The following is a 26,509-nucleotide window of genomic DNA, read 5'->3' on the forward strand; positions in this document are numbered from 1 at the left end:
CGTCACGTTCTTGCGTGAACGTGACCTCCCGCACGCCGCTTGCCGTGAAATCGTGCGAGAAATCGCTCGAAACCGAGGTAAATCGAACCCGTCCATCTTGGGGATCGACCAATCTCTAATCTATAGTTTGAGCGGATCAGATCCGCATCCCGAGGTTGCTGCCGTGAATGACATGCAATGGACTCCCGTCGGCCCCTCCGAACCGGTCCCGCCGCCGCTGCCGCCCTCGCGGGTCGACTTCACCGGCAATCGCACTGAGTTCCGCAAGATGGTCACCAAGGGTGCCATGCTGGAGCTCGTCACCTTTGGCTTCTACCGGTTCTGGCTCGTCACCGACATCCGCCGACATTTGTGGTCCAACACCGCGATCGACGGCGATGCCGCCGAATATACCGGCCGCGGCAAAGAGCTCTTGATCGGCTTCCTGTTCGCGCTCGCGATCCTGGTGCCGATCTATCTCGCCTATTTCCTCGTCGGTATCGAGTTCGAGCGCTGGCAGGGCTTCGCCTCGACGCCGCTGTTCATCTCCTTCTACGCCTTCGGCCAGTTCGCGATCTTTCGCGCGCGGCGCTATCGTCTGACGCGCACCGTCTGGCGCGGCGTGCGCTTCTGGATGGACGGCTCCGGCTGGGTCTATTCGTTCCGCGCGATGCTGTGGGGCCTATTGGTGTTCCTGACGCTCGGCCTGGCGCTCCCCTGGCGCGAGGCATCGCTGGAGCGCTACAAGATGCAGCACACGCATTTCGGCGATCTGCAGGGCGATTTCGAAGGTAACGGCTGGGAGTTCTTCAAGCGCGGCTGGTGGCTGTGGCTGCTCAGCCCGATCGCGATCGTGATCTTCCCGCTCGCGCCGTTCTTCTATGCCGAGTTCAAGGCGCGCGAATGGCGCTGGTGGCTCAACGGCATCCGCATCGGCGGCGTCAGCCTGTCCTCGGAGCTGCCGCACAATGCATTCTACGGCCTTTACTGGAAGACGATCGGCTGGTGGATGCTGCTCTCGACCCTGTTCGGCCTCTATATCGGTGGTGCAGCCATGCTCGTCGTCAAGGTGAGCGGCGTGCCCGCCGAGCAGGTGTTCGGGCCGGACCACGCCGCCAAGAGCATCCCGATGCTGGTGATGATGGTGATCGGCTATTTCGCGCTTGCGCTTGCCATCAACATCGTCATGCGCGTCTATCTCCAGCGCGATCTCTGGGCCAAGGTGCTGGAGACCGTCGTGGTGCATGATATCGAAGCCGCAGCCGATGTCCGCGCCAGCGGCGAGCTCGCCAGTGCGCTCGGCGAAGGCTTTGCCGATGGTCTCGATGTCGCAGGATTCTAGATCGTGAGTGATGTGACCGCCGAGCCCGGCGCCGAGACGAAGCCCGGACAGCCCGCGATCTTCTTCGACGGACTATCGAGCCGCCGGCGGCAAGTCATGCTGACGCTCGGTGACGCGCTCGAGATCGCCGAGCAGAGCGCCGTGGAGGCCGGCTGGACCGTCACGCGCTGGGCCTATGACGAAATCCGTCGGGCCGACAGTCCGGCCGGCATCCTGCGCCTGACCGCGACGTCCGCGCCGTCGCTGGCGCGGCTCGAGATTCGCGATGCGGCTTTCGGAGCCGATCTCGCCGCACGATGTCAGCGGCTCGACGAGCACCAGACCACCGGCCGCGGTGTTGCAAAAATCGTCGGCTGGTCGGTTGCGGCCGCCGTCTCGATCGTCTGCGTCGTGATGTTCGGCGTGCCGCTTGCCGCGGATCGGCTGGCGCCGCTGGTGCCGAAACCGATCGAGCGGCGGATCGGCGACGCGTCCGAGGTCCAGGTGAAGGCCATCTTCGGCCGCGAGTCCTGCAGCGATCCGGCTGGCCAGGCGGCTTTTTCCAAGCTCGTCAACCGCCTGCGCGATGCTGCCGGGCTCGACGACGATGCGATGACGGCCGGCGTGCTGCCGAGCTCGGTGCCGAACGCGTTCGCGCTGCCGGGCGGCAAGGTCTTCGTGCTCAACGCCCTGCTCGACAAGGCCGAAAGTCCCGACGAAATCGCCGGCATCCTCGCCCACGAGCTCGGCCATCTCAAGCATCACGACAACATGCGCGGCCTGATCTACAACGGCGGCACCTCGTTCCTGATCGGCCTGCTGTTCGGCGACGTCACCGGCTCGTCTGCCGTGATCTTCGCCTCGCGCAGCGTGGTCGAAGCCTCCTATTCGCGCGAGGCCGAGACCAACGCGGATACGTTCGCGATCGAGATCATGCACGCGCTCGGCCGCTCGCCGAAGCCAGCGGCCGAGTTGATGTTCCGCATCACCGGCAAGGAGGGCGGATCAGGCTTTACGATCCTGGCGAGCCATCCGCTCACCGAGGACCGCCTCGCGCGCATGACAAAGGAAGACCGTCCCGCCAGCGGCCCGCCGCTACTCACGGACAAGGAGTGGCAGGCGCTGAAGGGCATTTGCGGCAGCGGGAAGATCTAGGGCAAATTGCCATCAGGCGCTTTGGTTTAAAGATACTCCGTGAGGAACTCCGTCGTATCAAGCTGCTTCGGGATCGAGATCTTCACGGTTCTCTCCGGATTTTGCCTCACGACGTACATATCGATGAGCTTGGCCCCGGAGAGGGATCGTTCCACCGTCGCGCCGGTCTTCATGTTGATCGCCGTTGCTCCGCAGTCCCGGAAATCCACCGTGCCATAGTCTGGAAGCGGCATAGGAGCGGGATCGGGTGGGATCGCCGGTCTCTCCATCACCCATTCTGCGGTCGCGCCTGAAACCGTGAAGGGCAGCCCCGCTCCGACCGGGGGCGGCGCGTTCTGGGAGAACTGCACGACGCGGCCGGTCGTAAGATTCGTGATGACGAACGACACCGCCGCGCGATCGACGGCTACCTGCATGTAGCACATGACCAGATCACCGGCACGAATCACCGGTGCAGTGAGCTTGATCGGAAGCTGCTGGCCTCCGAGGTCTCTGACCCACCATTGCCACCATGCGAAGAATGACCGCGTTGGGATACCCATGTTCGGCTCGATATTCTGTGCCGTGCCGAACTGCGGGAGAGTCGACATGTAGTACCGGCGCTGCCCGTCAAAGCCGATCCATGTGGAACTGAGATCCTTTTCGCCGGGCTTCGCACCCGGCGGCAGGTTCGGCGTAGGAACCTGAAACATTGCCCAAATCGACGAAAATACCGTGCCGTCCCGGGGCGTGATGTAGGCGCCAGACCAATTGAGGCTGGTTTGCCGCCGCGGCGATTCCCAGAAAAATCCGCGACCCTGTGTTGCAACCAGGGGGAGTATTTCGAAGTCGAATGCCTCGAATGCGAGCGACTTGGCGAACATCCTTTGCCAGAACGCGTATTCGGTCGGATGAAGCATCGGATCCGGCCGCACCGGGAAGCCGAATTTCTTCAAGTCTTCTTGTGACGCTGCCAACGGGTCGAACTCTCCCGGAGGTGGCGTGCTTGTGATCGAAGCCCCGACGAGCTTCCTCAATGCGTCGACGTCAATGCGGGGGTGGGACGCTTTTTCGCGAGTCATTGCCATTCCCCCGCAGCGGCGGCAATCGCCTGATCAAACAGCGGCACGGCGTGCGGTATAAGGATGACGGTATCCATCAAGTCTGCGAGCCTGGCGCCGCCCGCTGAATCCCCGGCGTAGTGCAAGCCGGCGATCTCGCGGTTTCGCGCGATCTCGTCCGCCAGAACCGTCAAGTCAGCGCTCCATACCATCTGGTCGGCCGCAGGCATCGCCGTCGCCGCAAATATCCTGAGCATGCAGTTCTTCATCAGATGCGCCTGCGTGGAGTGCCCGCTCGGCCAGGATGAGTGGCCGGGCACGGGGATGGGCGGCAGCAATGCGGGGCAGATCTGCGTTGGTCTGGGCAGGTCGTACTTGTCCTTGAAATACAATGCCGCAAACGATCCGATCAGGCTGGCGATGTTCAATACGCGCCAGGTTTGCGGATGCGATCCTGGCCGGATCGTCAGGACGGCCAGAAAATCAGAGAAGAATTCGCTATCCTGCGAGAGAATAAGGCCCATCGCATCCGGCCGTTCGTCCCGAGCGGCGAGCACAAGGTCATCGATTTGGCTGTTGAAGTTGGCGACAAGGGTGTTCCGAATGTTTGTGAACATGCCGTCAGCGTCGACGGTCGCCGCCCAGCCGGGGACCTCGGCCACCATGTGATGCAAGACGCGCCATGCATACCAATTCGCCGACCATTGTCTGTCACCGAAGGACGCCGGCGGGTTTCGTCGCAGCGAGCCAAGGTCGCTCATTCCACCTGGGGCAAGCCTTGTGACGAATGGCAAGTCGACCCGGTCGGAAATGAACCAGCCAACGCCTCCGATATTGCCGGTATTGCCTGTGTTGCCCGTATTTCCCGTATTTCCGGTATTCCCTGTATTGCCTGTGTTACCTGTCATGACGTCTGCCCTTTTTGAAAGTTGTCGCCAGCAGTCAGCATCAGTCGGGAAGCCCCGCGGATCGGAGGTGCCCGAGCCAGGTTTCCAATGCAGCGCCGCGAAATGGGCAGCGTCTCGCATAGGATGATATGCGGAAATCCGGTTGAATATGCAGGTAGCGACGCGCTGCCTGCGCGGCCTCTTCACCACGGCCCAACGCGCTGAGCGTGACGATGAGAAGGCGCTGATTGAAGCGGATGAGCTCGTTGCGGCTCACCGCACTGCGCACCCACTCCAATGCTTGTTCGTAGTCGCCATTGACGTAGTGAGCCTGCCCCAGTAGTCCCTCGTGCCAGAACGAGCGGGCGTCGAGCGGGGAGAGCCGCACGCCCTGCTCACCTTGGCGCACGGCCGCAGCGCCATCCCCCAGAAAGCCCGACGTTGCGCTTGCCATCGTCCAGGCCATGGCCGAACTCGGGCCGGCGGCAATCGCACGCTGCAGCACAATCTTTGCCTTTTGAAAATCGCCGAGCAAAAATGACTGGACGTGGCCATGCACCGCTAACGCGAATGCGTCGTCGCCGCCTCGTGCGATGGCCTCCGCCGCATATTTGGCGCCGGCGATGGCGTCGCCGTCCGGATCCGGCGATCCCATTTCTCCCATCCGGAACACGTACCAGAGAGCGGCGTAGGAATAGGCCAGAGCGTAATTGGGGTCGTGCGATATCGCCTGCTCGAGCAGGCCCCGAGCCTTCGAAAACGAATCGTAGTCCATACGGTACAAAAGGTCGAATGCCTGCAGCACGAGTTCGTAAGCGGTCAGATTCTGCGGATGCTTGCGCATTGCGCGCATCAATTCCCGCTCGCGCACCTGCGGCGCGATCTGTCTTACGACACTGATGGCAATCCGATCCTGAAGAGCAAACAGTTCGCTGGGATCGCCTTCGTGCAAATCCGAACGAATGACCTCTCCCGATTCGGCGTCACTGAGTTCGGTCCCGATGCGGATAGCCGTCGCTGTTCGTTGCACCCCTCCATAGAGGACGTAACGAACGCCGAGCTGACGGCCGATTTCGCGCACGTCGATATTGCGGCCGCCAAAGCCAAGGCTGGCTCCTCTCGATACGACGAACAGCTCCTTGAGCCCGGCGAGGCCGCGGATGATGTCGTCGACAATGCCGTCCGCGAAATAGCTCTCGTCGGGGTTGGAGAGATTCATTCGGAACGGCAGAACGGCAATCGAGGGGCGCGGCTCCTGGCCCGCAAGCGCTTCCCCGACAAGCTTTGCGGGCTGCGCGGGCGGGTGGAGTGCATAGACTCGGACCGGTCGACCCATATTGCGAAGATGCAGATCGCCAAGATCTATAACGTTGACGTCGAAATCCTTGCCGAGCTGCTCCGCAATTGCACCCGAAACGACGATGCCGCCCGCCTGCGCATAGGTTTGAAGACGTGCCGCAATGTTGACGCCGTCGCCATAGACGTCATCTTTCTCAACGATGATGTCGGCGGCATTCAACCCCATGCGAAAGCTGATGCGCTGGTCCGCGGGCATCGCCGCAGTATTCGCGGCTACCGATTCCTGCAGTGAAAGAGCACAGCGCGTCGCATCTCGCGCGGTATCGAAGGTTGCCAGGAAACCATCGCCGGTATTCTTGACAATTGTCCCGTGTAGCGCAGCAACGCCGGGGTCGAGGATCTCCGAACGCAACTGCATGAGCCGCGTGTGAGTGTCGATCTCGTACGCTTCCATCAATCGGGTATACCCAACCACGTCGGCTGCGAGGACTGCCGCTAGGCGTCGATGAACTCCCGGCACTGATGGGGTCATATGACTGATACTTCTATGTAACTCTACGAATGTAACTCTATGAACGCGTCCGCAAAATATGGAACAATGGCTGCCGGCCTCAAGAAGGATACCTTCATCGCAGTCGCAAAGGAAGGGCGCCACAATCTGGGCGGATTGTGGCGATCGAAAGTTCGCTTCGTCTGCACGATCAGGCAGGACACAGCTGCAAGTTGTCCGCCGCTAAAGACAGAGCGGATCGGTGTGGCGGTTTGCCGCGTCGGTTATCGCGTACCGTAAGCGCGGTCGCCGGCGTCGCCGAGGCCCGGCAGGATAAAGCCGTTCTCGTCGAGGCCTTCATCCACCGCGGCGGTCCAGATATGCACGTCCGGATGCAAACCGCGCAGGCGCTCGAGGCCCTCCGGCGCGGCGATCAGGCAGGCGAGGCGAATGTCTTTGGCGCCGCGTTCTTTCAGGCGGTCGACGGCGGCCACGGCCGTGTTGGCGGTCGCGACGACAGGCGTCACCACGATCGCGAGGCGCTCGCTGAGATCGGATGGGGATTTGAAGAAATACTCGACCGCGGCAAAGCTTTGCGGCTCGCGGTAGAGGCCGATATGGGCGACGCGCGCGGTCGGCACCAGATCCATCATGCCGTCGACGAAGGTCGTGCCCGCGCGCAGCATAGGCACGAACACCAGCTTCTTGCCGGCGATCTTGGCCGAGTGCATCGTCGCCAGCGGCGTGTCGATCACGGTGTCAGTGAGCGGCAGGTCGCGCGTCACCTCGTAGCACAGCAGCATGCCGATCTCCTTGATCAGCTCGCGGAACGACTTTGTCGAGATCGATTTGTCCCGCACCAGCGTCAGCTTGTGCTGCACCAGCGGATGATCGACGATCGTGACGCCTTCCATGATCGGATGCTCCTGAAATTCATCGATACGCAATGAACTACGCTGCGGATGAATGGATTAGAAAACCGTGCCGTCGCTGATCACCTTGAGCGGCGGTGAACCGTCGGGACGGCGCGCAAACGCAATGGCCCGGCCCGCGGCCCAGGTGCCGCCTTCCAGGATACTGGCGAGCGGCAGCGACTGCGGCGTGCGACCGAGCCTGGCGCGAACAAGTTCGGCAACACGATCCAGCAGCGCGACAGTCAGCGCACGCCACTCCACCACCAGCAGAGAGTCGACCGCATGCGCGAGATCGACGTCCGCGGCATCGCGCAGGCGCAACACCTCGTGATCGACAAACAGGCCGCCATTGCGGTATTCGGCAAGCCCGGTCAGGCCGTCGATGTCGGTGACGTCAAAGCCGGCGCGCTGGAGCGGTCCAATCAGCGAATAGCTCAGCCATTGCGACAGCTTGTGCAGCGGCACGAGGCCGGCGGTCGCATCATCGGCCTTGATCGCCGGATGACGCCAGCAATCGCCGAGTGGGACGCCCGCTAGCTCGAGTCGGGACGGCCAGATCGGTCCGAGCTGGTTCAGCACCGCGGAGAGAATTGCGGGCGCGGGGATGGCGCCGTTCGTTGCCTGCGCGGCGATGTGATCGAACAGGCCACCCGGTCGCGGCATGTCGTGCATGCCGAACACATCGGGGCGCGCCGCGACCTGCTTGCCCAAGCGCCGCAGCAGATCGGTGCGTCCGTCGAGGCCGAGCAGCGGATTGGCGTCGCTTGCCTGGAAGGCTGAGTTGAGCGCGGCGAGCGGCAGCTTGGCGATCACGCCGGCATCCACCCTGAACAGTGCGTGCGCATCGGCGGAAAAGAGGCCGCCGACGAACATATCGAGGCTCGCGAGCGCAAGCCCCTCGGAGCGGCCGATGCCTTGTCCGCTTACAGCGTCGCGATAGCGCCACGTCGCGCCCGCGCCGGCATCGAGCAGCACGCTGACGATGGCGAGGTCGAACTCCGCGCGCGCCCGCGCCGCCCGATTAGGCCACGGTGCTGCGTCAGCCAATTGCGCCCAGCGGTCGACGCCGCCGAACACAAAATGCCGCCACCGCGCATGGAAAGGAATGTCGAGCGTCGGATAGGCTTTTCGCGTAACGGCCAGCACCGCGTCCGCAACGCCATCCATGCGATCGAGATCGATGGTGAAATGCGTGAGCCCGTCGTGCAGGCCAATGTCGAGCATTTGCCCGGCGCGCGCGCGGACCGCCTTGGCGGTGAGCAGCGCGCGTGCCTCTTGTTCCAAAACGTCCGCCATCAATCGATCAGTATTTTTCCAGCGAACGTCCGACCACGCCGTCGACGTCCTTCTCGGGCGCAATGTCGGTCGAGTAATAGCCGGCGGCCTTCTTCGCAGCGATCTCGACATAGGCGTCGGCCGGGATCAGCTCCGGCGGGATCGGCACGCGTTCGACGATGTCGATGCCCTGCGAGGTCAGTGCGTCGTACTTCATGTCGCTCATCGACAGGAAGCGGTCGATGCGCTTCAGGCCGAGCCAGTGGATGGTGTCGGGCATCAATTGCTGGAAGCGCGCGTCCTGGACGCCGGCGACGCATTCGGTGCGCTCGAAATAGGCGGCGGCGGCGTCGCCATCCTCCTGGCGCTTGCGCGCATTGTAGACCAGGAATTTGGTGACCTCGCCGAGCGCGCGGCCTTCCTTGCGGTTATAGATGACGAGCCCGAGCCCGCCCTCCTGCGCGCCACGCGCGGATTCCTCGATGCCGTGGATCAGGTAGGGCCGGCAGGTGCAGATGTCAGAGCCGAACACGTCGGAGCCGTTGCACTCGTCGTGCACGCGGCAGGTGATTTTTGTACGATGGTCCGGCAGCTTGGTGACGTCGCCGAACATGTAGATTGTGGTGCCGCCGATCGGTGGCAGGAACACCTTCAAGTCCGGCCGGGTCACCAGCTCGGGGAACATGCCGGCGGTCTGCTCGAACAGCGTGCGGCGCAGCTCGGTCTCGCCGGTCGCAAAGCGCTCGGCAAGGCCGGGCAGATACCAGACCGGATCGATCGCGATCTTCACCACGGAGACGCTGCCATTGGCATGCACGACCTCGCCGTCGGCGCGCAGCCGTTTTGCGGCGAGCGCCTCGCGGATCTCGGGCAGGTCGAGCCGCGCCCGCGTCACCGCGATGCTCGGGCGGATATCGATGCCCTCGGCGATGTCCTTGCCGAAATTCTCAGCGACCAGATGGCCCCAGGGATCGAGCGCGACGATTTTCGCGGGATCGCGCCACTGCTCAAACGGTCCGATGGTCGCGGCGGGAAACGTGTTGGTGAGGTCGGGACGGCGGATCGGATCGAGCGCGCCGGCGGAGACGGCGAGCGCGCGGTACATCGCGTAGGAGCCGCCATGGCTGCCGATCACGTTGCGGTCCTGCGCGCGCGACACTGTGCCGATGATCGGTCCGCGGGCGCGCGCATCGGCTGCGCCCCAGTGAATCGGAAAGGCGGCCTTGCGGCCCGGCTCCGGGTGCGAAGTGAGGCGGATGTGGTCGGTACGGTTCGCGCGGCTCATGGCCAAACTCCCAAAAAGCCAACGGCCCGCCGCTCGGACGGGCCTGGCTCACTCACGCTGCCGGAACAGGGTCCCGGCGACGCAATCCAACATATTGTAGCGGCCAGCCACGACAGACAAGTTAATCGTGGGGTGCTGCTAGAGGCCGTTCCCACCCTCGTCCCGATGGACGAACAACGCCAGAATGCCCCCTATATCTATGTAATTGTTCGAATTTTTAAAGAGACGGCGTTCCGTGAATGGCCCAAGCGAGCCCCTAGCTATCGATCCAATTTCTTCTCAAGCTCCTCCAGGCTATAGCCGTTTCGCGCGACGAGGTCGGACCAGAAGCGGATTTGTTTGAACTGACTTAGCGGTAGCCGGAGATCGTGTGTGGTGTTCTCTCGCTTGAAATAGTCATCCAAATCCGTCCCGTAATAGATTGTGTCGAAGCCGAAGACGGAAAATACCGGGTTGCCCGACTCATGCGGCTCCTCGGGCAGGTAGCGATGGCCGATCAAGGGAATCAGTTTGGGGGCGTGGGAGACGACGTCTCGCACGACCTCCTTGCGGGCCTGCATATCGGAAGGTCGTTCTCCCCACTCCGGCCACCAGAACGGATTGCGCTCGATGGAGGAGAGCAGCCTGGCGAGAGGAAAGTCGAGCGCCCGCCTGATTGCAGCGTCGTCATTCCAGTCGTGTCCTTCGACCGGTTGCTTCTCTCTCAAGAGGCCAACCAGGTCCGGCGGAAAAGTCAGGCCAAATCAATCTTGTGCACGATCGATCTCATCCTGACTGTAGCCTTTGGTCCATCGAACCGTCATCGCCCGTCCGCACGCTTCCCGCGAGGAGATAGCCATATTGCACAAATTGGCTGCGTCCACACCCTCCAAACAGGTGACTGGATAAAACCTGCATATTCAGACATATCGACCGGATCGCCTCTGCCCCGGAGACCGCCATGTCTGCCGCCAGCTACATCGATCCCCGCAATGGAAAGCTCTATCCGCTTCACGAGCCGCGCTGGTGCTCGGACGAGCGCACGCCGCTGCTGGTGACGCCGGGGGCGGGGATTTCGCGCGCGGATATCGACAGCGGCGCGCGGTCGCTCTGGCGCTACCGGGCGGCGCTGCCGGTGGAGATCAAGGATCCGATTTCGCTCGGTGCGGGTTGCACGCCGCTCGTGCAGCAGGGGTGGGGCGATCTGCGTCCGTTCTTCAAGCTCGAATGGTTCAATCCGACCGGCAGCTTCAAGGACCGCGGTTCGGCGGTGATGCTGTCGTTCCTGCGGCAGATCGGCGTCGACGCCATTCTGGAGGATTCGTCCGGCAATGGCGGCTCGTCGATGGCAGGGCTTGGCGCGGCTGGCGGCATGCGCGTGAAGATTCTGGCGCCGGCCTCGACCTCGCCGGCCAAGATCGCGCAGGTGCGCGCCTACGGCGCCGAGGTGCAGCTCGTCGAAGGCCCGCGCGAGGAGTCGGAGGCCGAGGCGATCCGCCAATCGCAGCAGACTTTTTACGCCAGCCACAACTGGCAGCCGTTCTTTCTCGAAGGCACCAAGTCGCTCGCCTATGAAATCTGGGAAGATCTCGGCTTTCGCGCGCCTGACAATGTCATCGTGCCCGTCGGTGCCGGCAGCAGCCTGCTCGGCTGCGCCTTCGGCTTCCGCGAGTTGTTCAAGGCGGGGCAGATCGCAAAGTTGCCGCGCCTGTTCGCGGCCCAGCCGCTCAATTGCTCGCCGATCGATGCCAGCTTCAAGGCCGGTGTCGACACGCCTGTGGCGTGCGAGGTCAACAAGACCATCGCCGAGGGCACCGCGATCAAGCATCCGCTGCGGCTGCGCGAGATCATCGCAGCACTCCGCGAGAGCGGCGGCGGCACCGTTGCGCTCGCCGAGGACGAGATCGTCGCCGCGCTTCGCCGTCTTGCGCGGCAGGGCCTGTTCGCCGAGCCCACCAGCGCCAGCGCGGCCGCGGCGCTGGAGAAACTCTCCGCCACTGGCGCCATCAAGGCCAACGAGACCACGGTCGCGGTTCTCACCGGCACCGGGCTGAAGGCCGCGACCACCGTCGCCGATCTCGTGCAATAATCCGGGCCGGCCCCGGGGGGAGCCGGCCCGGATCGCGAAGCCGGCCTTAGCGCGGCTGCGGCACGATGCGAATGTAGGGCTTCGGCGACTTCCACCCGTCCGGATACTGTTTCTTCGCGTCGTCGTCGGACACCGAGCCCGCGATGATGACGTCCTCGCCGTTCTTCCAGTTCACCGGCGTCGCCACCTTGTGCTTCGCGGTCATCTGCAGCGAGTCGATCACGCGCAGCACCTCGTCGAAGTTGCGGCCCGTGGTCATCGGATAGATCAGGATCAGCTTCACCTTCTTGTCCGGCCCGATCACGAACACGTTGCGGACGGTCTGGTTGTCGGCGGCGGTGCGCTTCAAGGGATCGCCCGAGATGGCGGCGGGCAGCATGCCGTACAGTTTCGAGACATTGAAATCGGTGTCGCCGATCATCGGGAAGTTCGGCGCCGTGCCCTGCGTCTCCGCGATGTCGGCGGCCCAGCCGGCATGACGGTCGATCGGATCGACCGAGAGGCCGATGATCTTCACGTTCCGCTTGTCGAACTCGGGCTTGATCCGGGCCATGTAGCCGAGCTCGGTGGTGCAGACCGGTGTGAAATCCTTTGGATGCGAGAACAGCACCGCCCAGGAATCGCCGATCCAGTCGTGGAAACGGATCGTGCCCTCGGTCGTCTGCGCCTCGAAATCCGGCGCGATGTCATTGAGTGCGAGCGTCATCACACGTGTCCTTGTGCTGATTGTTTCTGATGTCTCGTCCGTGCGGACCGCGGATTGCGGGCGCATCCTCGCGGCCGAATGGCCGCAAGCTTGCGCTTGTGCAGGCCGGAAGTCATGGCGGGCTTCTGAAAAAATTCTTAAACGCGAGGGGAGGTGAGAAACCTCACTCCTTCAGATCGTTTACGCGTTTGACCCAGGCGCGCACGTCGGTGAGCACTTCGGGCAGCACCGACCGCACCTCCAGCACGGTCATGCCGGGCTTGATGCGGGGGTCGTAGAGCAGGTTGAGGATGTACTGGTCGTAGACGTCGAAATAGCCCATCGACACATTGTCGTTGAACATCGTCCACGGCACGCTCGCGGTGTCGTTGATGGGGCCGAGCGATTGCAGCAGCTCCTCATAGGCGCAGTCGAGGAAGGTGAAGTCGCCATTGTCGACGGTGAGGATGACGTCGGAATGCTCGATCTCGAAATTGTCGTTCTTGCGGAAGCCGGACAGGCATTGCGGATCGAGCGAGGTGCGGATCTCGCGCGCTTTCTCCGCGCCGTAGAAGCTCGAGATGGTGCGGAAGAGATCGCGGTCGCGCACGAGCTTCACCCGCACATTCGCCGCCTCGCTGGTGTCGGTCATGGCGATGTCGAGATGCTGCACGCGTGTGCCGATATCGGCCACGACCTTTGCGAGCTGCGCCTTGCGGTCGGCGCGATCGCTCTCGGCGAACACGCGCACCGGTCCGTCGAACTTGCGGATGCGGTCGACGCGGCCGGCGAGGTGGTATTCGGCGCCGAACGCGGTCTTCAGAAAGCCGTCGACGATCTCGGCGTCGGTAAAGCTCTTCTTCTCGGCGCGCTGGCGCGAGGCGATCGCGGGCAGCTCGCCGGCGGTCGCCTTGGGTGCGGCGTCAGGCACACAGGTGAGCGCTGCAAACGCCAGCAGGGCGAAGCGAAGGGCAGCCGAGGGCGGGACCAATGCGCTCATCGTTGCTCAACGCTGCCGTATTCGCAGGCCGCGCACAAGTCCGCAAATTCACGCGCCCTGCGGGTTCCCGCCGCTTTCAAGCGCAGCGCCGTAGGGTGGGCAAAGCGAAGCGTGCCCACCATTTTGATCGAATCTGCGGATACGTGGTGGGCACGGCGCAAGTGCGCCTTTGCCCACCCTACGGAAGCTTGCGTGCGTTTAGTTGTTGAGCACCACCACAGTGGTGCCGACCCCGACGCGGCCGTAGAGGTCGGTGACGTCGTCATTGGTCATGCGGAAGCAACCGGAGGACACCGCCTGGCCGATCGTCTCCGGCTCGTTGGAGCCGTGGATGCGGTAGAGCGTCGATCCCAGATACATCGCGCGCGCGCCGAGTGGATTCTCGATGCCGCCCTTCATGTGGCGCGGCAGGTCGGGCCGGCGGGCGACCATCTGCGATGGCGGCGTCCAATCCGGCCACTCCTTCTTGGCCGTGATCCTGTGCACCCCACCCCAGCGGAAGCCGTCGCGGCCGACGCCGATGCCGTAGCGCAGGGCCTGGCCATCCTGGAGCACCAGATAGAGCCGCCGCTCGGCGGTGTTCACCACGACGGTGCCCGGCGCGTATTTTGTCGGATACATGACGGTAGAGCGGGAGATCGGGCTCGCGCCGCCGCCGAGATAGCCGGTGGAACTGGTGCCTGTGAAGTCTATCAACCCCGCCGCCGATGCGTCGGCCGCACCAGCCAGCAAGAGCGCGATTGCGGTCACCTGTGCGGCAAAAAACCGTGTCATCGTTTCCCCCAGCAAAAAAATCGATTCAACGAAAGCCAGAATCCATATTCGCGCACGTTCCGCAAGCCACGGGGCCGTGAGGCGGCGTCCTCTCCTGCGGTTGGCGTTACCAAATCGGCAACCGCGCTAATTTACCGAAAAAGCATTAGCCAAGCCGGCAGGTTACCCTGCGGGGCAGGGCCGCAATGCCGGCTATTGCTTTGACGGGGCCCGCGAACAATGATTGACCGGACGGATCACTGGAAATGGCCGGTTGCGGGAGCAGACAGAATGAACGGTGCGGAAAGCCTGGTGCGGACGATGGTCAAGGGCGGGGTGGACGTCTGCTTCACCAATCCGGGCACCTCCGAGATGCATTTTGTCGCAGCGCTCGACCGTGTGCCGGGCATGCGCTGCGTGCTCGGCCTGTTCGAAGGCGTGGTGACGGGAGCTGCCGACGGCTATTTCCGCATGAAGGGCACGCCGGCCTCGACCTTGCTGCATCTTGGCCCCGGCCTCGCCAATGGCCTTGCCAATCTGCACAACGCCAAGAAGGCCAATTCGGGCATCGTCAACATCGTCGGCCAGCACGCCGTTTACCACATCGGCTACAACGCGCCGCTGACCTCCGACATCGAGGGTCTGGCCCGGCCGATGTCGTCCTGGGTCCGCACCTCTCCAGATTCCAAATCGGTCGCCGCTGACGGCGCCGCCGCGATCGCCGCCGCCAAGAGCGCGCCGCCGCAGATCGCGACACTGATCCTGCCCGCCGACACCGCCTGGAACGAGGCCGACGGCATCGCCGAAGTGCCGGCCGAGCAGCAGCGCGCCAGCTATTCGCCGCAGGCGGTCGAGCAGGCCGCAAAGATCCTGCACGGCGACGGCGAGGGTACGCTGCTGCTGATGACCGGCAGTGCGCTGAGCGAGAAGGGCCTGGCGCTGGCCGAGCGCATTGCCGCGAAGACTGGTTGCACGGTCATGGGCCCGACCTTCCGTCCGAAGATGGCGCGTGGCCGCGGCCGCTATTCGATCGACCGCATCCACTACGTCATCGAGAACGCGCTGCCGATGCTGGCGAAATTCCGTCACATCGTGCTGGTCGAGTCCGACGATCCAGTGGCGTTCTTCGCCTATCCGAACAAGCCGAGCATGCTCAAGCCCGAGGGCTGCGACGTCCATCGCATGACGTCCTGGGGTGAGAATTCGGTCGCAGCACTCGAAGCGCTCGCCGGTGCCGTGAAGGCCAGCGCCAGGGACGTCAAGCCGCAGGCGTTGCAGGAGCTGGTCAAGCCGACCGGCGCGCTCACCTTCGCCTCGATCGCGCAGGCGATCGCATGTGCGATCCCCGAGAACGCGATCATGGTCGATGAATCCCTCACCACCGGCCGCGGCTTCTTCCCGCCGACGGCCGCCGCCGCGCCGCACGACTGGCTGCAGAACATGGGCGGCTCGATCGGCTTCTCGACGCCGCTGTCGATCGGCGCCGCGATCGCCTGCCCCGATCGCAAGGTCATCACCATGGTCGGCGACGGCAGCGCGATGTACACGATCCAGTCGCTGTGGACGCAGGCCCGCGAAAACCTTGACGTCGTCACCATCGTGTTCGCCAACCGCATCTACCAGATCCTGCGCGGCGAGTTCGACAATGTCGGCGCCGGCGAGCCCGGCCAGCGCGCCAACGACATGCTCCGGCTCGACCGCCCGACGCTGGATTTCGTCGCGCTGGCGAAGGGCATGGGCGTACCCGGCCGCGCCGTCACCAACGCCGACGAGTTCAACAAGGCGCTGGCGGAAGCCGTCGCCGAGCCGGGGCCGCGGCTGATCGAAGTGCAGATGTAGGGTCTGGTTGGCTGAGCTCTCTCCACGTCGTCCCGGCGAAGGCCGGGACCCATAACCCCAGGGAGAAGTTTGGCGAAGACTCAGGGGCCGGTCGCGCATCGCACGCACTCGACAGACCTCGCGGTATGGGTCCCGGCCTTCGCCGGGACGACACCTAAGGCGTAGCGCGTACGCGCGCTACTCGCCACGAAAGGCGTTGGCGGCGCAACCAGGAGCGCCGGATAGGTCGGGAGGCATGATGCAGACCGAGCTGAACAAGGTGATCGCGGCGCTCCGGGACTTCTACGCCCACGAGGCATTCCTGTTCGAGAAGGATATCGGCGAGCGTGCGATCACGCACCGTTTCGCCGTCTATCTCGAGCGGCAGTTTTCGGGCTGGTCGGTCGATTGCAATTACGACCGGCTCGGTGAGCGCACACTGCATCTGCCTCACGGCACCATCATCTCGACCGACGATCATCTGGGCAAGTCGATCTATCCCGACATCGTCGTGCACCAGCGCGAGATCCCGAACAATCTGCTCACCGTCGAGATCCGCAAGGCGAGCAATCACACCTCGCTCGATCACGACCAGCACAAGCTGATGGCGCTGACCGATCCGCATGTCTGGTTCGCCTATTGGATCGGCGTGCTGCTGGTGCTGGACAGGCACAACGTGACGATGTCGGAAGTCTATGTCAGCGGCGCCGTCGATCAGCCGCTGTCGCTCTGGTTCGCGGAGCGGCTAAAGGAAAGCGGTTTCGGGGCCGCGCAGAAAACGGCGTCGTGATGGGTTGAAGTCGAATCAAGGCTCTCTCCGTTCCCTACCCCCTTGTGGGCAGGGCAATCGCATATGACTCGTTGCGGCGACCTGCGCGCACGCCTCGTCCTTCGAGACGGCGCTTACGCGCNTCCTCAGGATGAGGCTAACCAGCGTCAGTGCCCCTTTGAAACTGCTGCCGCATACTCCGCCCTCATCCTGAGGAGCCCGCCCAAAGCGGGCGTCTCGAAGGATGGCCGCAGGGACAATTTTTCATATGCGATTGCCCTGCCGCGTGCGGGGGAGGGCGGGGAGGGGGGCACCACACGGGGATTCTCTCCGTCGCGCATCCGCCTCGATGCATCATCAACAACCGAAACCTGTTGCTGGGCCACCCCTCTCCCTAGCCCTCCCCCACAAGGGGGGAGGGAACGCACCTCCGTCGGGGCATCATGCTAGCGCGCGATAACAAAAGCCGCCCACGTGGTGCGAGCGGCCTTCGCGTTATCGACCGCCGCCAGCTCAATGCAGCGGAGCGCCCTGGCCCAGCGCGTAGGTCACGAGATCCCTCAGCCGGAAATCGGGGCCCGTCACCGGCGCCCAGTTCGGGTCGAGTGACAGCATGGAGGAGGCGTCGCCGAACATCATGCCGAGGAAGACTTCGGCGACGATGCGGCCGCCGACGGGCCCGAGCTGCGGCGTTTTGATTCCAGCCGCAGGCGCGCCTGTGGCCGGGATCGTGACCGCGGTCTGGAACTGACGCGCTTCGGCGAGGATGTAGGTCCAGAGCGGGCAATTGCCCTTGAACACGCCGTTGGCAATCGAGGCGATCGGCACTTGCGGATCGCCCGTCGGGTCGGGGTTGTCGACAGCCCGGCCGATGACGATCTGCTCGTCGGTCAGCGGCGTCAGGTGCATCGCCCTGGCGACCGCCTGGCCCGAAGGCAGGCCAAGCCGCCAGCCGCGTTCGAGATTGCGAAGCGCCAGCGATGCCGGATTGGAGGCGACCTCCGGCGGCAGCCTGCGCAGCGGATCGACCAGCGAGGTGTCGATGCGATAGGCGAGCTGGAGCCGCCGTTTGTTGTCTGGATTGGTGCTGTCGTCCTCGACGCCATAGGCGCGCGTGTCGATGTCGATGAATCGCCCCCAGTCGATCGCGCGTCCCGGGCCCATCGCGCGGAAGCCGGTCAGCGCGTTGGCGTCGGGATTGTTGGGATCGGGGAAGATTTGGAGCAGCATGTTGTCGGCGTCGTTCAGCCGATAGCCGGGCCGGATCATGGAATGCCCGAGCCGGTAGGCCGCAACTGAAAACTCGACCGGCATGAACGGATAAGTCTTCCAGTGATAGTAAGCGAGCCTGCTGCGATCGTAATGGCCGCCGGTCCTGAGATCGTTCAGCACGCCGGCATTGACGATGCGCGGCAGGAAGTCGTTCAGCACGACGTATTGATAGTGGAAGCGGACACGCTGTTGCACGTCCTGCATGGAGAGCGTGTCATTGTCGTCGACCATGCGATTGTGGAAGCGCAGCATCAGTCCCTGGAACTGCGAGACGATGCTGTTCTCGTCGTTGCGGGGATCGCCGATGAGCGCGCGGCCCTTGAAGCGCGGCAGGTCGAATGCGTTGGATACGCCGGTGCCGGTCAGCGGATCGCCGAGCAGAAACTTGCCGTTGTTGTCGTACATGTAGGGCTGGTCGTTCGGACCGCGTCCGTAGAGATTGTCCAGATCGAGCGCCGGCGTGCGGAAATCGACGAGCCCGTCCGGATCCTGCTGCTTGGTCAGCGAGCTCACGGGGTCGAAGGTGATGTCGTGATCGATGAACTGGCTGAAATAAGTGTAGAGCGCCGGAATGCCGCTCTCCTCGGCATCGGGGCCGTCCTTGGGCGGATCAAAATCGCCGACCATGTTGTCGGCGAGCGCTGCGAGATTGGCGACGTTGTCGGCCTCGTTCGGGCCGAATTTCGCCGGCGTCAGAGTGCGGAACATGCGGCCGAAGCGGCCCTGTGACAGCGGCGAACGGGTGGCGTTCAGACCGCGGGGTGTAATGGCATGACGACTGCTCATAAAGTACCTCCAAGAAAAGTTACGATGAAAAGTTACGACGGCAAGCAACTAAAGCTAAAGTTGTTCGTGATAAAATTTGCATGTGAAGCTAGATCGTTGAATTCTGCGTCGCAATGCGCTGCTTCACACATCGCGCGACGTCGATGCGGTTCCATGAGCGAGCGTTGCCATCAAGCTGCGGATGCGCTTTGCAAATTTTCCCGGATCGATGCCGAATAACTTTCTCGTCATCGGACATCGCGACGCGAAGCAATGTCAGCTTCGCCGACCTAATCGGCGAAGCGATTTGTCCTAGCCAACATCGTGTTCGCGTAAAAATTGCAGCGGCGCCGACACGGGTAATGTGATCTCGGCCACAGTTTGCGGCCCGGGTCCCCCCTATCTTCGGCGGAGTTGCACGCGTCGATCCCGCGGGACTACGCTTCCGTCATTGGGGATCAGGCATTTTGGAGGTTCTGATGCAAAAATCATATTTGCTGGCTGCGACTGCGGCGCTGGCGCTCATCCTGCAGACACCGCTCGCGCTGGCGCAGAGCGCGCCCGCCGCGGGTGGCACGCCGCCGGCCGCTGCGGCCACCACGACGGCGCCTGCTGCGACCACTGCGCCGGCCGCAACCTCCTCGCCGGCTGCGACCACCGACAATTCGACGGCGCCGGCCGGCTCGAAGAAGAGTGCCGAGAAGAAGCCGGCGAAGAAGAAGATGACGCGGCAGCAGGAGATCGACCATTCGGTCGACAGCGGCACCGTTCCGGCGCGCTATCGCAGCTCCGTGCCGAAGCAGTACCAGCAATATATTCCGTTCGAGAAGCAGTGAGCGATCGCACCGCGGCGCGAGGTGCTTCCCCGTCTTGCGCCGTGGTGCAACGAAAGCCATGCAACGGAAGCCATGCAGCAGCGATGGCGTGATCTGATCGACTGATCCTGTGGCGGTCTACGGTGCCGGTGTTACACTTGGCCAAGCCGAGGGGAAGCCGAGATGAGTGACGACGCGAAGGATGCCGGCCTTGTGGCCATGATCAGCAGCATCCTCGGAGGCAACAAGCGCGCAGAGGCCGCCAGCCCGCCGCCGCTTGCTGACTTCATGCCGGCCGCGCTGGCGGCCGCACCGATAGCGGACGTAGCGCAAATCCCGGAAGCGGAGTCCCCGAAGCTCCAGGATGCATCCGATGCAGCGGTCGCGGCTCCGAAGCCGGTTGCGTCCAGTCAACCCCTGACGCCGGACGGCAAGCGGCTTCTGCCGGCGGACGCGATTGCCGATCTGGTGCTCGGCGAGTTGCGCAGGATCGAGGGTTTTCCGGCCTCCGGCGTCTCGGTGACGGTCTACGGCTATCGGCACTGGAACGCGATGATCACCTTCGCGCCGTTCTCGACCACGTTCCAGAATGCGACCCGGTTCCGCCAGGCCCTGCCCGACCTCGTCTTCAAGCTGCGCCGTTTCGTCGAACTTGAGATATAAAGCTCAATGAGATTGGGTTGAATCGATGCGAGCCGAGATCTCCGAACACCTCTCCCCGCCGGGGAGAGGTGTCTCCCGGGGCAATCGATCGAACCTAACTCCATGATGCTGCAAGTCTGGTACAATCCCGCAAAACTGTTCGCCAGGATTTACGAATGAGCGTCGCCTTTACCAAAGAAGACAGCGCCGAGACGGCCTCCGAGACGCTGTTGCCGGATCGCCCGATCTCGCCGCATCCGAACCTCGTGACGGAGGCGGGCCTGCAGGCCTTGCAGAAGCAGCTGCAGGACGCACACGAGGCCTATGAAGCCGCGCAAGCCATCGATGAGGTCAACGAAAAGCGCCGGCAGTCGGCGGTGCCCTTGCGCGACGTGCGCTATCTGACCGAACGGCTGCGCACCGCGCAATTGGTGCCCAAGCCGGCGTCGACCGATGTTGTCGCCTTCGGAAGCACGGTGACCTTCAGCCGCGCCGACGGCCGCGTGCAGACCTATCGCATCGTCGGCGAGGATGAAGCCGATCCGAAGGCGGGGTCGATTTCGTTCGTATCCCCGGTTGCGAAGTCGCTGATGGCGAAGGCGGTTGGCGATGTCGTGGGCTCCGGCTCTCAGGAACTCGAGATTCTCGCGATCGCCTGAAGCAGGATGCGGAACAATGCGCGTTCCGAAAAGATCATGCGCAAACAACAGCCTGGAGCGCGATAACGTTCAGGCCCGATCTCATTGCGCTTGAGCGTGGCGGCTTCTCGGTTCACCCGGCCGTCGAACAAAAACCTTAAGCTGCCCCAAATTTGAAACGATCGTGGCGCTTATATTTGCGGGGCAGGCTCTCAGTGAATTGAGGTTCGATAATGCCGTTAAGCAAAGCCTTGAACGAGCGACTCACGGAACTGAAATTTCATCCAGCCGTCCTCGCGGTCAGACAGGTCAAGAAGCGTCTGGCCGACAGTGGACCTGCACTGCGCCTCAAATTCAATACCCAGAAGCGCGACGAGATCATCGGCGAGTACGAGCGCGCATCGAGCGTGCAGGACGTCATCGACTTCACCAAGCAGCATATGGGCACAGGCTCCTGCCAGATCGAGACGGAGATTTCGTCGGCGCTTGACCACATCGCAGCCTCCGCTCCGAAGCTCGTGGTTGAAATCGGAACGCTGAACGGCGGAACCTCGCTCCTGTTCGGACGATTTCTGCCGACGATGGAGACGATGGTCTGCATCGATCTGCACGTGAAGAACAAGGAAATGCTGAAGCTGCTCGCGACGCCGAAGCAGCAATGGACCTTTTTCGACATGCCCTCCTACGCGGATGACACCGTCAAGCGGATCGAGAAGTTTCTGAATGGCAGGTTGATCGACACCTTGTTCATCGACGGCGATCATCGCTACGAAGGCGTCAAGCAGGACTTTCTCTGCTACCGGCATTTTGTTCGCGAAGGCGGGATCATCCTGTTCCACGACATCTGCGAGTCCAGCGGCAACACCAGCGCCTGGGCCGGCGGCGTCCCGCAGCTATGGCGCGAATTGTCGCCGCACTATGAGCACAAGGAATTCATCCAGAACCGCAGCCAGGAAGGTTTTGGCATCGGCGCGCTGAAATACACCAAGACCGCAAATCCGTTTCCATCTGCGTGAGGCGGGCGTAGTGGATCCGTGTTGTCACTAGAGAGGACGAAGCGGCCCCGAAAGACGGGGCCGCTCTCGTTTGTCGCTGAGCTCGCGAAGTCGTCGACCGACAAAGCCGTCGGCAACGTTGCCGGTGCAGGCACGCAGGAGATCTGTCGATCGCGCATTGCGCTGTTAGCGGAGATGGCGCTCGCCGGTCGCCGTGTGCTATTGAGCGCCATGACACGAGAGAATATTTTGCGAGAACGCCTCGCTCGCCGATCGCCTGACCTCACAGTCGACCTGTACCTGTATCCGACCGAAGCGGGAGGACGGAGAGGCCCAATAGGGCTTGGTTGGGGTTGTCCGTGCAGCAAGGACGATAGTCTTAAGGAAGGTTGGGACGGCTACCCGCTGCTCCAAAGCGAAATGATGCCGGGCGAGCGGCGACGGCTGGGCTTCGTGTTCTTGTCTGGCGCGGAAGCAGTTGCTTCGCTCAGATCATGTGAGCGCTTCTTTTTGTGGGAAGGGCGCCTCATCGGCGAGGCTGAAATCGTTCTCTAACCTAGGGCATACACTCATTAAGGGGCTGGTCGACTGGTGTCCGGTCACTCCCAACAGTGGCTTAGGATGTTCCCCGAAGTTGCAGAAGGCCACGAGCAGTCAGGTCGCAGTGTTGCCATCTTGCGCCGGTTGCGCTCGGATAATTACACTCGGAACTCAAGGCTAAAATTCCTTACGCATCATCACATGCAATATGCCTGCATCGTCGAACGCCGCTCCTTCTTCTATGTACCCAAACTTTCTGTAAAACTCGCGTGCCGTGAATTGCGCTGCCAGAACGATTTCCTCGGCGCCGTCGCGGGAGGCAGCGGCCGCGGCGAATTCCATCAACTCTCGTCCGATCCCTTCTTTCCGTGAAGGCGCCGATACCGCCATCCTGCCGATCTTCGCCGTACGCTCATTGCGCAGGATGCGCAGCGTCCCGATGACGCGGCCGTCAGAAAATGCGGCAAGATGAGCGGCGATCTTGTCGTCCTCATCGACTTCAAGTTCTTCCGGGACACCTTGTTCAATGACGAACACTTCGCGTCGCAAGGCATATACCGCCGACATAAGCGGATCCGTAGCCCGGATCTCGACTATTGTAGTCAAATTCCGTCTCCTCGTGCCCGCCCACTTTAGCAATCCACCGCCGACCCCCGCAATTCTTATGGACGCTGTTTCTTTTGCTGGCGCGGATCAGGTGCGTGTCGCCGCATTGACCCAGTGGCCGTGCGTGAACAGCCACATGAACAAGACGCCGGCCAAACCGAACGCCAGACCGAAGATCAGCGGCAGTGCCGCGCCGTCCCGGTTTGCGGGATCGAGTACGGCGACATCGGGCGATGCTGGATTATAGTAGACCTTCACACCCCGTCCGGCGGGATAGCGAGCGACAACACCCTGGGCGTATTTCGGCGAGCCGGAGCCAACGATCCCGCCGACCTTCCACGTATCCGCGGTGTAGTAAGCGTCGCCGACATGGTAGGCGAAGCGGATGTCGGGGCGGTAGGTCGTGCTTTCGGTTTCGCGGCCATCGTCGTCACGGGTTCGTTCAATATCTTCGATGATGTCCGAGCTGACGATCTTGCCCGGAATGGCCGGCCATGATGCGCTCGCCTTGAAATCGCGACGCTGGTTGAAATAGGCCACGAAGGCGCCGGCGGCGACCAGCAGCGCGGCCGAAGGCAGACCAAGCACGAACATCGGAAGTCCGTTCGGCATCATGATCATCTTGCCGGCAATGGCGTGCGCGGTGAGGATGCCCGCGATCGCGGTGAACAAAATGACGAAGACGACGATCGTCGGCCGCGTGGCACTGTCCTTCTTGTCCAGCGCAGAGCGCGCCGGATCGGTCGGATCGTAGTAGACGTCGACGTCGCGGCCTTCCGGATATTTCTTGACGAGTGCCTTGGCAATCAGGCCACCGGCGCGCATCTTGCCGCCGATCTGAAACCCGTCGCCTTCGTAGTCCTTGCCACCGACACGATAGCTATAGCGCATGACGGCGCCCGCTTCCGCAGGATCAAGACCCGACGGATGGGTCGGCGATGCGCCAAGCCTGGAAGCCGTGATCTTGCCCTGCGCGACCGACCAACGGCGTTGCGCGGAACTGTCTCCGACCGACCTGTAAAGGGCGCGTAGCTGACCGATGGCGATCAACCAGCAGACGGCGGCAATAACGATGGTCCAGATCAAGGCGGTCGAGGAAAGCATCTTGGGCTCCGATAGGTGGCCGCCCTTGGTCGCGGCGGCCACGCCATCGGTTCACGGAGCAGGATCGGCCCTCGACGCGAGGCCGCGTCCCGGATGACGCCATCCAGCCGCTGTTTTGCCCGACGTGTCAATCATATTTCGGAAAAGTCGTAACCCATTGTTCCGATTGAGGTCGGGCTACTGTGCATGGGGTTGTTTTCGACGTTTGCGATCGGACGGGTGGCGAAAGCCACCGCGCGCCAGAGATCGTCCGCAACCGGTCGGCTTCAGGATGATGAATGGTGGGCGCACAAGGGATCGAACCTTGGACCTCTCCCGTGTGAACCACAATCCGTAGACCTGAGCTAACCAAATCCGGCCATAGTTGAAATTTAAAAGTTCCTTTCATTGAAGAGGTTATGGTCCCTTATGGCCATAAGAGCCCATAGGTGACCTTGCTACATTTTGTATGCCCCCGTTGTGCCCGCCATGGATTTTCCCTTGGGGCACAAAAAACGAGGGAGATCTGAGACCCGGTGCTGTTTGAGGGCTGACCGCTCCTTGCGGGGCACACCTGGGCACAGAGAGAGGGAAGGATCATGACGGAGCCGGCAAACCACCTGACACTCACCGATGCGGTGATCCGCAATGCAACGCTGCCGCCGGGAAAGGCGCAGCATTATCTCCACGACGACAAGCTGCCCGGCCTCGCCTTGCGCATGCGCGCCACCGGCGGCCGGACCTGGGTCTACCTCTTCACCAAGCCGGGGATGAAGGGGACCCAGCGCAAGACCCTCGGCGCGTGGCCAAAATATAATGAGAAGGCCGCGCGCAAGGCCGCCACCATCGCCGCAGGCGAGGTCGTCAAGGGCTTGGACCCGAACGACGCGAAGCGCGAGGCGAGGCGGCTACAGGCAGCCGAGAAGCAGCGCGCCACGCTGGAGGCCCTCATTGTTGAAGATGGTCCCTACCAGACGTCCCTGACCGAACGTCAAGTCGTCAACTGGAAGCCAGCAATGTCGGCGCTGCGGCGCGGGCTCAAGGATCACGCCGAAAGCGGTGTAGGGGACCTGACGCGACGGCAGATCATGGCTGCGGTCGACAAGATTGCCAAGACCGGCAAGCGCGGTGCAGCTAGGGACTTGCGCAAGCACGTGCATACCTTCCTCGAATGGTGTGTCGGCGAAGGTTACCTCGAGCACAACGTGCTCGCCGGTTATCGCGCGCCCAAGGAAACCCGCGCGCAAAGAGTCGGACGCCGAACGAAGGGTCGCGCGCTGACCGATGAGGAAATCATCAAGGTCTGGGATGCATGCGGCAAGCTCGGGGCTTTCGGTCTCCTGGCACGCATGTGCCTGCTTGGTGGCCCGCGCCGCAGCGAGCCTACCATGGTCGAGTGGCGAAAGCACATCATGGACGACCGTATCACCTTCGATGCGGCATGGACCAAGATGGGGTTGCACCACGATGTTCCGCGCACTCACCTAGTTGACGAGGTGCTCGCGGCCGCGAAACATTTCCAGCGGGCAACCTCCGACTATGTCTTCCCGTCACCGAAGACCGGCGGCCAGATGTCCGGCTTCACCAAGATGGTCAACCGCCTGGTCAAGGAAGCGAGCGTCGCTAAGTTCACCATGCATGATCTAAGGCGCAGCCTGCGCACCATCATGTCACGCTGTGGCTACGACAACGAGATCCAGCGGTTGTGTGTTGGGCAAAAGCCAAGCGGAATCGATCAGGTATACAATCACGACGAACAGTGGATCATCCGCAAGATGGCGTTCGAAGCGGCTCACGACTACATTGCGGAGTTGGTTGGCGCCAAACGGGTCGGCAAAATCGTGCGCCTGCAGCGGACGAACCCGCTTGACCCGATCAAGGCCGAGCTCCTCGGCCGTCTCCGTGAGCATTATGCGGCTGAGGCGTCTTAGTGGTTCTATTGCGCTGGGCCAGATAGTCGCGTACTGCGTCGACACGATAGAGCGGCCGGCCATCGACGTAACGCCATTTCAGCGGGTGGTTCGGGTGCCGCCGCCACAGCTCCAGCGCGCCGGGCGTGCGCCGGACAACGGCAGCTGCCTCCAATGCCGTCAAATTAGAGCTGCCGGGCAGCGTATCGATATCGAACGGGGCGGGCGGCGGCATGCCACGGTTCTTGCGACGGCGCTTCGTGGGCCGCGGCGTTTCCGTGCGATCTGGCGACCCTACCGCCTCGACCCGAGTTCTCTCGTCCTTGCCGTCCATGTCTCCCCACCGAACCTCGACCGGTCTGGGTAATAGGATCGCAAGTCTCTCCAGCAAAAAAGAAATCTAGAGCGCAGGTGCGGCTGCTGGGTGCCGTAGCGTACGAATCGGACGAACGACGCGTAGTCTCGTCGCTCACCGACCCGGGCAGATGAAGGGCGGGCGGCATCA

Annotated in this window: 23 protein-coding genes; 10 read left to right on the forward strand and 13 right to left on the reverse strand. The window is 62.8% G+C overall.

Annotation, left to right across the window (positions count from 1 at the left end):
• Positions 1 to 172 precede the first annotated feature (172 nt).
• Positions 173 to 1,321, forward strand: coding sequence for a YjgN family protein (locus tag YUA_RS0128170; RefSeq protein ID WP_198029519.1), 1,149 nt, complete (start codon positions 173 to 175; stop codon positions 1,319 to 1,321).
• A 3-nt stretch (positions 1,322 to 1,324) separates the two neighbouring features.
• The gene (locus tag YUA_RS0128175) at positions 1,325 to 2,455 is read left to right on the forward strand and encodes a M48 family metallopeptidase (protein ID WP_027533706.1); all 1,131 of its coding nucleotides are present in this window, start codon (positions 1,325 to 1,327) and stop codon (positions 2,453 to 2,455) included.
• Positions 2,456 to 2,481: 26 nt separating this feature from the next.
• On the opposite strand, the gene YUA_RS0128180 is transcribed toward YUA_RS0128175, so the two are convergent.
• From YUA_RS0128180 to YUA_RS45260, 7 genes are all read right to left on the reverse strand, one after another.
• Positions 2,482 to 3,516 carry a G1 family glutamic endopeptidase gene (locus tag YUA_RS0128180; RefSeq protein WP_027533707.1) on the reverse strand — a complete coding sequence of 345 codons (1,035 nt, stop codon included), beginning with the start codon at positions 3,514 to 3,516 and terminating at the stop codon, positions 2,482 to 2,484.
• Positions 3,513 to 4,403, reverse strand: a complete 891-nt coding sequence (locus YUA_RS47100; protein ID WP_084292920.1) for a hypothetical protein — start codon at positions 4,401 to 4,403, stop codon at positions 3,513 to 3,515. The genes YUA_RS0128180 and YUA_RS47100 overlap by 4 nt, the downstream gene beginning before the upstream one ends.
• Before the next feature lie 40 nt (positions 4,404 to 4,443).
• Complete coding sequence (locus YUA_RS0128190) at positions 4,444 to 6,213, reverse strand: adenylate/guanylate cyclase domain-containing protein (RefSeq protein ID WP_027533709.1); 1,770 nt, start codon at positions 6,211 to 6,213, stop codon at positions 4,444 to 4,446.
• 242 nt (positions 6,214 to 6,455) lie between these two features.
• Positions 6,456 to 7,085: a uracil phosphoribosyltransferase gene (upp, locus tag YUA_RS0128195; RefSeq protein WP_027533710.1), complete on the reverse strand. Its 630-nt coding sequence runs from the start codon at positions 7,083 to 7,085 to the stop codon at positions 6,456 to 6,458.
• Positions 7,086 to 7,142: 57 nt separating this feature from the next.
• Positions 7,143 to 8,381 carry a URC4/urg3 family protein gene (locus YUA_RS0128200; protein WP_027533711.1) on the reverse strand — a complete coding sequence of 413 codons (1,239 nt, stop codon included), beginning with the start codon at positions 8,379 to 8,381 and terminating at the stop codon, positions 7,143 to 7,145.
• Positions 8,382 to 8,388: 7 nt separating this feature from the next.
• Complete coding sequence (locus tag YUA_RS0128205; protein WP_027533712.1) at positions 8,389 to 9,645, reverse strand: GTP cyclohydrolase II; 1,257 nt, start codon at positions 9,643 to 9,645, stop codon at positions 8,389 to 8,391.
• Between the two features lie 260 nt (positions 9,646 to 9,905).
• Positions 9,906 to 10,352: a hypothetical protein gene (locus YUA_RS45260; RefSeq protein ID WP_051383420.1), complete on the reverse strand. Its 447-nt coding sequence runs from the start codon at positions 10,350 to 10,352 to the stop codon at positions 9,906 to 9,908.
• Positions 10,353 to 10,585: 233 nt separating this feature from the next.
• On the opposite strand from YUA_RS45260, the gene YUA_RS0128215 reads away from it, so the two are divergent.
• Entirely contained in the window at positions 10,586 to 11,713 is a 1,128-nt protein-coding gene (locus YUA_RS0128215; RefSeq protein ID WP_027533713.1) for a threonine synthase, read from the forward strand.
• Between the two features lie 46 nt (positions 11,714 to 11,759).
• Here the strand turns inward: YUA_RS0128215 and YUA_RS0128220 are convergent, their stop codons facing one another.
• The 3 genes from YUA_RS0128220 to YUA_RS0128230 form a co-directional block, all read right to left on the reverse strand.
• Entirely contained in the window at positions 11,760 to 12,419 is a 660-nt protein-coding gene (locus YUA_RS0128220; protein WP_027533714.1) for a peroxiredoxin, read from the reverse strand.
• Positions 12,420 to 12,582: 163 nt separating this feature from the next.
• Positions 12,583 to 13,398 (reverse strand): DUF2927 domain-containing protein, encoded by an 816-nt coding sequence (locus tag YUA_RS0128225; protein WP_027533715.1) that lies wholly within the window; start codon positions 13,396 to 13,398, stop codon positions 12,583 to 12,585.
• Positions 13,399 to 13,596: 198 nt separating this feature from the next.
• The gene (locus tag YUA_RS0128230; RefSeq protein WP_027533716.1) at positions 13,597 to 14,172 is read right to left on the reverse strand and encodes a L,D-transpeptidase; all 576 of its coding nucleotides are present in this window, start codon (positions 14,170 to 14,172) and stop codon (positions 13,597 to 13,599) included.
• A gap of 270 nt (positions 14,173 to 14,442) precedes the next feature.
• On the opposite strand from YUA_RS0128230, the gene YUA_RS0128235 reads away from it, so the two are divergent.
• Both YUA_RS0128235 and YUA_RS0128240 read left to right on the forward strand, forming a co-directional pair.
• Positions 14,443 to 15,990 (forward strand): acetolactate synthase large subunit, encoded by a 1,548-nt coding sequence (locus YUA_RS0128235; protein ID WP_027533717.1) that lies wholly within the window; start codon positions 14,443 to 14,445, stop codon positions 15,988 to 15,990.
• Between the two features lie 238 nt (positions 15,991 to 16,228).
• Positions 16,229 to 16,759 (forward strand): hypothetical protein, encoded by a 531-nt coding sequence (locus YUA_RS0128240; protein ID WP_027533718.1) that lies wholly within the window; start codon positions 16,229 to 16,231, stop codon positions 16,757 to 16,759.
• A 492-nt stretch (positions 16,760 to 17,251) separates the two neighbouring features.
• Here YUA_RS0128240 and YUA_RS0128245 read toward each other — a convergent pair whose 3' ends face one another.
• The gene (locus tag YUA_RS0128245) at positions 17,252 to 18,796 is read right to left on the reverse strand and encodes a heme peroxidase family protein (protein ID WP_027533719.1); all 1,545 of its coding nucleotides are present in this window, start codon (positions 18,794 to 18,796) and stop codon (positions 17,252 to 17,254) included.
• A gap of 458 nt (positions 18,797 to 19,254) precedes the next feature.
• Here YUA_RS0128245 and YUA_RS0128255 point away from each other — a divergent pair, with 458 nt between their 5' ends.
• The 4 genes from YUA_RS0128255 (at position 19,255) to YUA_RS0128270 (ending at position 21,886) form a co-directional block, all read left to right on the forward strand.
• The gene (locus YUA_RS0128255; RefSeq protein ID WP_027533720.1) at positions 19,255 to 19,611 is read left to right on the forward strand and encodes a hypothetical protein; all 357 of its coding nucleotides are present in this window, start codon (positions 19,255 to 19,257) and stop codon (positions 19,609 to 19,611) included.
• A 162-nt stretch (positions 19,612 to 19,773) separates the two neighbouring features.
• Positions 19,774 to 20,253 carry a hypothetical protein gene (locus YUA_RS0128260; RefSeq protein WP_027533721.1) on the forward strand — a complete coding sequence of 160 codons (480 nt, stop codon included), beginning with the start codon at positions 19,774 to 19,776 and terminating at the stop codon, positions 20,251 to 20,253.
• Between the two features lie 155 nt (positions 20,254 to 20,408).
• The gene (gene greA / locus YUA_RS0128265; RefSeq protein ID WP_027533722.1) at positions 20,409 to 20,891 is read left to right on the forward strand and encodes a transcription elongation factor GreA; all 483 of its coding nucleotides are present in this window, start codon (positions 20,409 to 20,411) and stop codon (positions 20,889 to 20,891) included.
• A 230-nt stretch (positions 20,892 to 21,121) separates the two neighbouring features.
• Complete coding sequence (locus YUA_RS0128270) at positions 21,122 to 21,886, forward strand: class I SAM-dependent methyltransferase (RefSeq protein WP_027533723.1); 765 nt, start codon at positions 21,122 to 21,124, stop codon at positions 21,884 to 21,886.
• Between the two features lie 696 nt (positions 21,887 to 22,582).
• Here the strand turns inward: YUA_RS0128270 and YUA_RS0128280 are convergent.
• A complete protein-coding gene (locus YUA_RS0128280) occupies positions 22,583 to 22,972 on the reverse strand; it encodes a GNAT family N-acetyltransferase (protein ID WP_051383425.1) in 390 nt (129 codons plus the stop codon).
• A 126-nt stretch (positions 22,973 to 23,098) separates the two neighbouring features.
• The gene (locus tag YUA_RS0128285; protein WP_156947284.1) at positions 23,099 to 24,115 is read right to left on the reverse strand and encodes a DUF3592 domain-containing protein; all 1,017 of its coding nucleotides are present in this window, start codon (positions 24,113 to 24,115) and stop codon (positions 23,099 to 23,101) included.
• 578 nt (positions 24,116 to 24,693) lie between these two features.
• Between YUA_RS0128285 and YUA_RS0128290 the strand changes: the two genes are divergently transcribed.
• Positions 24,694 to 26,025 carry an integrase arm-type DNA-binding domain-containing protein gene (locus YUA_RS0128290; RefSeq protein WP_027533727.1) on the forward strand — a complete coding sequence of 444 codons (1,332 nt, stop codon included), beginning with the start codon at positions 24,694 to 24,696 and terminating at the stop codon, positions 26,023 to 26,025.
• Positions 26,026 to 26,509 lie beyond the last annotated feature (484 nt).

This window comes from Bradyrhizobium sp. WSM3983, from assembly GCF_000473045.1.
Classification (GTDB): domain Bacteria; phylum Pseudomonadota; class Alphaproteobacteria; order Rhizobiales; family Xanthobacteraceae; genus Bradyrhizobium.